Source organism: Paenibacillus sp. KS1 (assembly GCF_001680695.1).
In the GTDB taxonomy this organism is placed as follows: Bacteria; Bacillota; Bacilli; order Paenibacillales; family Paenibacillaceae; genus Paenibacillus_B; species Paenibacillus_B suaedae.
Genome location: NZ_MAIS01000139.1, coordinates 1 through 9,043, shown reverse-complemented (window position 1 = coordinate 9,043; position 9,043 = coordinate 1). Strand labels below are relative to the sequence as shown.

Here is a 9,043-nt window from a genome sequence, read left to right as displayed (position 1 = left end):
ACTAGACTCATAGTATATCCTCCTTGCAAAACTTCATAGATATATTAGTACATAGAATATTCCTTAGAAACGATAATACTATAAATTTGGAGTTATATTTTCCTCTCTTATTCAACAAAACGGCCATTGTGAACATAAGTTAAGCACTGCTCTTGCACTAAATGCCCCTATAGTTAAAGAAAAAAATCCTGTAAAAACAGGATTTTAATCAAACTTTATTATAAATGATCAATCTTTATTTTAAATAAGCGTACTTTGTTTTTAATGATCAATCTTTTTTATAAGACTACAACTTGGATGGTATTCTATGTCTTATCTTTGGGGCACGATAAATTCGGAACAGTTAGATCATGCTTCGTTCTCTAGCATTCGAATGGAGCTGGGAGTTCCGACGCAAAGCCGAAGTGATGCGCAATGATGTCCACGATCCGTTTGGAAGCTTGTCCATCGCCAAACGGATTGCTTGACTTGGTCATGTCTTGGTACGCCTGCTTATCCGCAAGCAGTCGGTTGGCAATGTTGAAGATCATGTCCTCTTCCGTTCCAGCTAGTGCAACCATGTTAGCTTCAAGCGCTTCTGGTCGTTCCGTTGTATCTCGCATCAGCACGAGCGGCTTGTTGAATACCGTTGTCTCCTCTTGCAGACCACCGGAATCACTCATAATAAGATAAGAGCGGGCGAGCAAATTTATCATATCTGGATACTCCAATGTGTTCAGCAAGTGAATCCGTTCATGACCAAACAGTAGAGTATGTGCTGCATCCCGCACGACTGGGCTCATATGGACAGGATAAATGACAGCCGTATCAGGATGTTCGTCTACAAGACGACGAATCGCTTGGAACATGTGCTGCATCGGTTCCCCATAGTTCTCCCGGCGATGAGCAGTAACCGTAATCAGTCTCCCGCGGTGGTGAATCAGCTCATTTAATGAAGCTTCATGGAACGTATAATCCTCTTGGTATGTCTGCAGCGCAGCATCTACAGCCGTTTGCCCCGTTATATAAATATGCCCAGCATCGTACCCTTCACGAAGTAAATTGTCCTTCCCAACTGAGGTAGGCGCGAACAGCAGATCGGTTACGACATCTACGATTCTGCGATTAACTTCCTCTGGCCACGGAGAGTATTTGTTGTGGGAACGCAAGCCTGCTTCTACATGCCCGACAGGGATTTTGTGAAAGAAGGCCGCTAGTCCGCCGCACATCGCTGTCTGCGTGTCGCCATGAACAAGAATCATATCCGGTCTATCTTCTGAAATGATATTATCCAGCCCTGCGATTGCAGCAGAGGTGAAGTAGGCTAGCGATTGATTTTCCTTCATTAAGCTTAAGTCAACATCCGGTGACAACGTGAAATGAGAGAGTGCCTGATAGAGCTGTTCTCGATGCTGTCCCGTAACGACAACCTTGGTATCGAACCAATTGGAATGCTGCTTCAACTGTTGAACGACTGGGCACATCTTCGTCGCTTCCGGTCTCGTTCCGAAGATGACCATGATTTTTTTCTTTGTCTCCAATGGAAAGTCCCCCTCTTAAGCAATTCAATCTATTCCTCATATTACCATGGGCCGAAATGGAAGTCATATGTAAGGAGTATGCTTCCCTATATAGGAATGAAACGGACATTGGAAATCCTGTACCTGTGGAGAAAAGGTGGCGTGCAAGTGATATGTCTTCATTTATAGGACAAGCGATTATTGAGGGTTGGTCAACTTCAAGTCAAACGAATGAAATGTCAATAAAAAAGAGACTACGATCCTGCAAGATCGTAGCTCCTTTAACAAAAGAGCCAGTGGGCAACCACGGCGAGCATATTCTACTTTTCAGCGAAAAGCCACGATTAAGGGCCCAACTTAGTCTCGGTGGTTTTTTCGCTTGTTGTACGCCTCTTGAAACGCTTGGTAAAGCACGTGGAGTCAAAAATACGTTACTTATATTCACGTCAGCTTTAAGATTTTTTTCTAAAAAACAGAAGAGAAATCAGGATAATTACTAGAATTGCAAAAATATTAAAGATCACTTGGAATGTTCCAACTTGTGTCCGAGAAATAATAAAACCAATAATAGCAATAACTAGAACCACTAACCCCAAAAAGATATTTTTTTTATTCAAATTAACCCCTCCTCCCGGCGAAAAAACCCTATACCTAATTGAAGCTATACCTGATGAAGTAATTGAACAAGGACCCCAAACAACTGCCGAATGGCTGAGTGCTTACACAGGCGATATGTATATTACAGATGGAGATAAATTCTATAATACTTCAAAAGTAGAGACTTTAGGGGTAATTGGGTGTATTTCTGCAGTAGGACTGGCTATTGCCGAAAACCTGTTCTCATTTGGGTCAATTTTTAATTTTTATAATACCCAAGGGCGGGAAAGCGCATCGCTGGCAAGCGATGAGTTCAAGTATTCAAAACATTGACGTGAAATTGATGTAAAGCATCAACAGAAACGTACGGAATTCAGCCTTTCAGAACGGAAGTCCATTGGCAAAAAGCTCGTCAAACCTGGGGTTCCGCGGATTGCTACAGATTGCATCCCAATAGAGCATGTTCCCGCAAGAACTCAACTTCTCTTTGACGGGGGAGAGAGAAATAGATACACTCTTTACAAGGTAAAATATGGATGTAAGTCGAGGTTAGATGATGAACCAAGTTAATCAGGCTCAAGAAATCGACTATCTCATTCGAATATATGTCGTGTTTCAACACCTGTTAGCAGGTGATCTCGACTTCGAACGGGTACAGGACTGTGTGTTTCTCTTTATGGAGAACTTCCTATATCTAGGCAAGGTACATGTCACTGTAGAGCGACAAGGCGATGACCGGCCACTCTCTAATCATCTTGTACAGGGATATGAATTTGTTCGTATTCGAAATCAGTTGATTCTTGTTCGTTACCACCTTTGGAAGGATCCTGACACACACCTCCTTTTGTGCGGATAGAAACGCTCAATGTAAGGAGGACTGTACGAGAATGACAAGTAAATGGCTTGAGAGATGGAGCGAGAAATATCGCAATCGAAAGTTGATACCTTACTTGGAGCAAGTGATAGAGATGAGGAAGCTTCATGCACAAGCATGGAGTGATTCGGAAATCAAACAGCGTGCGAAAACGATGAAAAGAAGGACTCAAGAAGGAGCCGCATCGGATCGTGATGTCATAGAGGTAGCAGCGCTGGTTGATGAGGCCGTGTGGAGAGTGAAGGGATTCCGATTATATGAGGTGCAATGGCTCGCGGGCATGGCTTTACATGAAGGCTGCATCATTGAAATGCAGACTGGTGAGGGTAAAACGTTAGCCGCCGTTCTCCCTGCCTTTTTGCAAGCTTTGTCAGGACGCGGGGTACATGTTCTTACATTCAATGATTATTTGGCCAACAGAGATGCAGAATGGACGAGACCTATTTATGAATATTTAGGCGTAACAGTTGGCTGTATTACGGAGAGATGCAGTGCTAAAGATAGACAGCGAGCCTACGCTGCAGACATAACGTTTTTACAGCAAAACAGGCAGGTTATGATTACTTGAAGGATTCGCTGGCTAGGGAGACAGAACAACTCGTTCAGCGCCCATTTCATGCTGCACTAGTTGATGAAGCTGACTCGATTTTGCTTGATGAGGCGAGAGTTCCATTAGTCATTGCGGGTGAGAGGGGAGTTTCGAAGCAGGAGGCGTTGGCTTATGCAGGCATTGTTAAGCAGCTCGTTTCTGGAGTGGATTATGAGACAGACAAGGAATTGCGCAATGTATACGCTACAGACTCTGGCATCGATAAAGTGGAAGCCACGCTTGGTTGCGGCAATTTATACGAGGATCACAATATTAACGTACTGACTATGCTGCAATGCGCGCTGCATGCTGAGGCGCTCTTGAAGAGAAATGTACATTATATGGTGAGAGATGGTCGAGTCCAGCTCATTGATGAATTAACGGGTCGAATCGCACAGCACAGGCATTGGCCGGATGGGCTGCAGGCAGCGGTAGAAGCGAAGGAAGGATTGGACATACGAGCGAATGGCCAGATTCTAGGCACCATTACGCTACAGCATCTGCTTCATTTATATCCAAAGAAATGCGGTATGACAGCTACCGCACAGTTGGCAGCTCAGGAGTTCATGGACATGTACGGGTTACAAGTGATCTCCATTCCGCCTAACAAGACCAGTCGAAGAGTAGATGAGCCGCATATGGTATTTACGCATCGAGCTGCGAAGCAGCAAGCCATTGTGGACGTTGTGAAGTCTGTCCATCGAACAGGGAGACCCATATTGATCGGAACGTCCAGCGTTGAGGAGTCGAATCAATATGCAGAAGCACTGCAGAAGGACGGAGTAGCCTGTCAGGTTCTCAATGCATACAACGATTGGGAAGAGGCTGCGCTTATCTCCAAGGCAGGAATGCTAGGGGCTGTTACGGTGTCTACGAATATGGCAGGCAGGGGAATAGATATTGTCCTTGGCAGCGGAAGCTCGGAAGACTATAAGAAGATAGTAAGTCTGGGCGGCCTTTATGTAATTGGAACGAATGTACATGAGAATGCGAGAATTGATAATCAACTAAGAGGGAGAGCGGGACGTCAGGGGGATCCAGGAACTTCACGTTACATGATTAGCTTGGAGGATGATCTATTCATTCGCTATGGCCTTGCTGAGGTACTGCCGCATGATCTCCTTGCTCGCAGGCAGGACGAGCCCTTGAATGATTCCCGAATCTTGCAGTTGATTGAGCATGTACAGCGAGTTGTGGATGGACAGCATCTGGATATGAAGAAGACGTTGAACAAATACGCAGATTTATTGGAGCAGCAGCGAATGATCTTTTTCAATCGACGCAATGAAATCCTGTATGGGAGACAACGGCCTAACATTATTGCTGATTATGCACCAGAGCGTTACAGGAAGCTGTGTGAACAATTCGGAACGTCAACTGTCCATGCAGTTGAGAGACAAGTGCTTCTGGCAATCATGGATCAATGCTGGGCTGACCATTTGGCGTATGTCGCTTATGTGAAGGAAGGCATTCATTTGGAGAGCCTCGGCAATAACAATCCGTTGGATGAGTACAACCGACTCGTGATTGCAGATTTGAGCAGATTGATGGGGTTATGGTGCAGAGAGTGCTCGATCATTTTTCCAACATTGATTCGGGCAGCAGCGAGCTTCATTTCAATGAAGAGGAATTAAAGATTCCCTCTGCAACGTGGACATATACGATAACGGATCAATTTTTCCCGAATCGGGTTCAACTACTATAATATAGCGGTACATTTTCCGGCGAAAGCATATCCCATCAAGGATATCTGTTTTCGCCGGAATTGATCGTAAATGATAGGAGGGAGTTCTCTGCTTTTGAAAAAAAGGAATTGTACAGTAAGAGTCAAAAGGGAATACCGCGAAATAGTTATCGGATGAGGCACACAGGTGTACAATTTTAATCTGTTTTGGTGGAGGATATTACATTGACGAGAAGGCGAGCAATAAAATTTCTAGTTTTATTTATTGTCATTAGTTTACCTGTATTGAAATGGCTCTACCAAGATTACGCAGCAAGTAAAATGATTGAAAAGGCATTGCATCAACTATTCATTGATTATTGCGGTGGGGATGTCGATAACATCGAAGTTGAAACAAAATTGATCCACGAATTCGGGTTCTGGAATACTGGACATAATTGGCATGCAGTGATGTCTTCCGTGAAAATCCCGGAATTGACAGGGCATCATGGAAATGAAGTAATCAGCATCAGTGATTTTCCGTGTTCGAGAAAAAACTTTGTGCTCGATAGAGAAACAGAAAGATTTATTCCAGTAGATCTATTATTTTTGGATTCAAATGATAAAGCAGGGATTAGTTTTGAGGTAATGTTCTTATATTTCATTGTTTATCTTTTTTACTTCACCGTATTAACGGTGTATATCCTACATTCGTATATTCGAAGGAAGCGTATAGGTAAAAAAGAAGCTTAAGCTTGAGTTTTACGTTTTTTCTGTCTGAACTACAATAGCAGGACACTTTTGTTTCTTACGGAGGGGGAAATTTCTTGAACAGGTGGATTCGAAACAAAGTAGTTATCGCGTACATCGTTATTTTTGTCCTTCTTACTCTACCTCTTTTCGTGAAGATCCTACAACACTATGACACGTTGGGTAAAATAGAAACCGCACTTCATAAATTGTATAGAGACACTTGCCATGAGGATGTAGAAGAGATCGTAGTAAGAGCGAACATTTTGCAGCCTTTTTCGATTATAGGGGGGGTGGATAGTTTATGGGGCGCAACGACTTCATCCAAGCTAATACCATCAGTATCAGGTTATTATGGAAAGAAAGTGATAAGTATCAATAAATTTCCTTGCTCAAACTATGAATACATTTTAGATAAAGGGAAAAAGGAGTTTGTCCCAATTGAATATCTTATTCTTAGTACAGATGATAACGAAGGCATACCTTTATTAGGTTACTAATACTCGCGTATTTTGTATACTTTTCTAGCATTCTAATCATTCTTCTTGTATACGTGATAAAAAAACTGATTAGCATGCTACGCAATTCTAAATAATCGAAGTGATGCAAAACAACTGGAGTACAGCAGATTAGGAGGTACACATTATGAAAGTCACAAGAGCTGCACGTGAAGACCTTGAACAGTGGCTGCAATTGGCTGCAGAGGTGGAATATTTATTCGGTCCAATGGTGGACGACGCTCATTTTGTGGAAGCTGTTGAGAAGAGTATCGAGATGGGAAGGGCGTTTTGCATAAGAGAGAAAGACGGAGATCCTGGTGCACCGCTGCTAGGCGGGGTGCTCTTCTCCTCATCGAATGCCCCGATTTATAAAATCCATTGGCTATCGGTGTCATCCCATGCCAGACAACAAGGAGTGGGTTCGGCAATACTTGAACATATTTTAAGCTTGGTAAAGCCTCCTGCGGAAGTATTCGTTACTACGTTCGGTGAAGATATTCCAGATGGACAGCCAGCAAGAAGACTGTACCAGAAATTTGGATTTATGCCTCAGGATGAGACGGTTCCGAATGGCTCAGAAGGGGGCTCGCGTCAAAAGTTCAAACTATCCATCGGTAGTTAGAGAAGTATCTTACATAATTAAGATTAAACCTCGTACTTGCTGCTGCATGAAATCACGTATTGAAGATATGTATCTGAATTTTTGCAGCAGCAAGCAGAAGGAGAGCTTGAACATAAAAATTAATGAGATGCATCACTTGTAATAGGGGTGTCTGATGGGGAGAAGATGGACTCGAAATACACTCGATTGTGCAGCACTCGTTCGTCTTCTGGGCGATATTGAGCGGCTAATTCGTTATGCGCTGAGGCCAATTGATGTTCTCCGATGCGATCATAGCACACACATAATTGCAAGTGGGGGAGCCATGTAGAGCATGCTGTATTCGATAAACCGAGAACATCGTCAGATGGATTGAGGGCAGTGGCTGTTTTGTACCAAAAGATGGAGCTCTGCCATTCACTCTTCTGCATAAAGTAAAATCCGAAGCGACAGCAAATTTCTGCTCGTGGAGCTGCATATTGAAGGGAGCGAATCGCACTCTCTAACTCGAGCTGCTCGTTTCCAAGTACATGATGGCAGTCAGCCATCTTTCCGCAAGCAGACAAATTATCCTCGATCCACCCTTGGCCAGTTTCAAGAAATTGTTCGTAATATTGAATGGCTTCCTCATAACGTGCATGATCTTGCAGTTCATTTGCGTAATTGTACAAATCCCTCGGTAAAAAAGCTTCGCCAGCCTGCAGGGCATTTTCATAAATGGCGATATTCCGATTCCTGTCATGATGCATGCTGGCATGGGTTACGGCAACATCGCTGTTGATAATATGTCCCCACACCTCTAGATACTCGTGAACCCTGCCGATCCAGCGAAATGAGTTGCATCGCTTGACGAGCCGATTACGTCGATTCTTCACTGTAACATTGCCATATTCATCGTGTGCAAGATGGTATTCCATGGTGACGGAGTCCACGCTGGGATCGAGAGTGTCTTTCAACTCAGCTAATTTACTTCTGTCTCTTTCACGTAAAAAATCGTCAGCGTCGAGCCAGAGGATATACTCCATTGTAGCTTGACTGAATGCATAATTGCGTGCCGCTGCAAAATCATCTATCCATACGAATTCATAAATATCGCTTGTGAATGGACGAGCGATTTCTTTGGTTCGATCGGTGGAGCCTGTATCTACGATGATTATTTCATCTACAAAATCAGCGACTGAAGACAGACAACGTGCCAACGTATCTTCCTCGTTTTTGACAATCATGCACAGGCTTATGCTTGGCAAGTTGATCCCTCCATTCGAACAAGGTTGTGGGTGCTTACTAGTAAATATATATTTCCGTTGCGCTGAAATTGACCTTACAAATGAAAACGATAGCCGTGCGAATAGAAGCTATTCACACGGCTAGAGATGTGGATCATTAGTATATAGTTTTAGCTGAGTCGGATGATTGTTACCGCTGCTCCGGCACCATTGTTGATTAATGTAGCTGTCCCAAGGAGTCCAAACAATTGAAGGGAAATCGTTGAATTTGCAGCCAAAGTTACGATGACATCACTGTTAAAGCTGGATAGCGTAAGCACTGGCGTTATGGTTGAGGCGACATTCGCAGCGCCGTTAATAATTAGACGCGAGCCGAGAAGTAGACCGGCAGTTAAATTGACTTGGTAGGTTATATAATATCTACCGGCAGTGGAGACAGTGAATGTGTCGTTTGTTCCGTTGATAGTGATACCTGGGCCAATATTTTGAGCACTTGGAAGTGGTACGAGTGTTCCTCCAAGGATAACGGCGATTGTTGCACCAGTTGTATTCGCAGCGAATGCAGAAGTTGCAGTGGTACTTGTTCCTGTAGCTCCGGTAGCCCCAGTCGCACCAGTTCCCGTAGCCCCTGTAGCCCCCGTAGCTCCAGTGTCGCCGGTAGCCCCAGTAGCGCCCGTGGCTCCAGTAACACCAGTTACACCAGTAGCCCCCGTAGCGCCAGTAGCACCGGTAACGCCAGTAGAA

At 43.9% G+C, this 9,043-nt stretch carries 8 protein-coding genes and 1 pseudogene; 5 read left to right on the top strand and 4 right to left on the bottom strand.

Annotated features, from left to right (window positions below):
• Nucleotides 1-362: 362 nt before the first annotated feature.
• Nucleotides 363-1,520 carry a non-hydrolyzing UDP-N-acetylglucosamine 2-epimerase gene (wecB, locus tag BBG47_RS26395; protein WP_083189625.1) on the bottom strand — a complete coding sequence of 386 codons (1,158 nt, stop codon included), beginning with the start codon at nt 1,518-1,520 and terminating at the stop codon, nt 363-365.
• 431 nt (nt 1,521-1,951) lie between these two features.
• Complete coding sequence (locus BBG47_RS30160; protein WP_175400648.1) at nt 1,952-2,116, bottom strand: hypothetical protein; 165 nt, start codon at nt 2,114-2,116, stop codon at nt 1,952-1,954.
• An 867-nt stretch (nt 2,117-2,983) separates the two neighbouring features.
• Between BBG47_RS30160 and BBG47_RS31310 the strand changes: the two are divergent.
• From BBG47_RS31310 to BBG47_RS26360, 5 genes and pseudogenes are all read left to right on the top strand, one after another.
• Nucleotides 2,984-4,065: pseudogene (locus BBG47_RS31310) on the top strand (preprotein translocase subunit SecA); the annotation flags it as partial.
• Between the two features lie 24 nt (nt 4,066-4,089).
• Nucleotides 4,090-5,193: a preprotein translocase subunit SecA gene (locus tag BBG47_RS26375; protein WP_368072468.1), complete on the top strand. Its 1,104-nt coding sequence runs from the start codon at nt 4,090-4,092 to the stop codon at nt 5,191-5,193.
• Nucleotides 5,194-5,468: 275 nt separating this feature from the next.
• The gene (locus BBG47_RS26370) at nt 5,469-5,975 is read left to right on the top strand and encodes a hypothetical protein (RefSeq protein WP_065294219.1); all 507 of its coding nucleotides are present in this window, start codon (nt 5,469-5,471) and stop codon (nt 5,973-5,975) included.
• Nucleotides 5,976-6,049: 74 nt separating this feature from the next.
• Entirely contained in the window at nt 6,050-6,472 is a 423-nt protein-coding gene (locus BBG47_RS26365) for a hypothetical protein (protein ID WP_065294218.1), read from the top strand.
• A gap of 145 nt (nt 6,473-6,617) precedes the next feature.
• Nucleotides 6,618-7,094 carry a GNAT family N-acetyltransferase gene (locus BBG47_RS26360; protein WP_065294217.1) on the top strand — a complete coding sequence of 159 codons (477 nt, stop codon included), beginning with the start codon at nt 6,618-6,620 and terminating at the stop codon, nt 7,092-7,094.
• Between the two features lie 119 nt (nt 7,095-7,213).
• Here the strand turns inward: BBG47_RS26360 and BBG47_RS26355 are convergent, their stop codons facing one another.
• Together BBG47_RS26355 and BBG47_RS29615 are read right to left on the bottom strand one after the other, a co-directional pair.
• Complete coding sequence (locus tag BBG47_RS26355) at nt 7,214-8,320, bottom strand: glycosyltransferase (protein WP_065294216.1); 1,107 nt, start codon at nt 8,318-8,320, stop codon at nt 7,214-7,216.
• Between the two features lie 149 nt (nt 8,321-8,469).
• On the bottom strand, nt 8,470-9,043 hold a 574-nt coding region (locus BBG47_RS29615), incomplete at its 5' end, for a BclA C-terminal domain-containing protein (protein WP_065294215.1).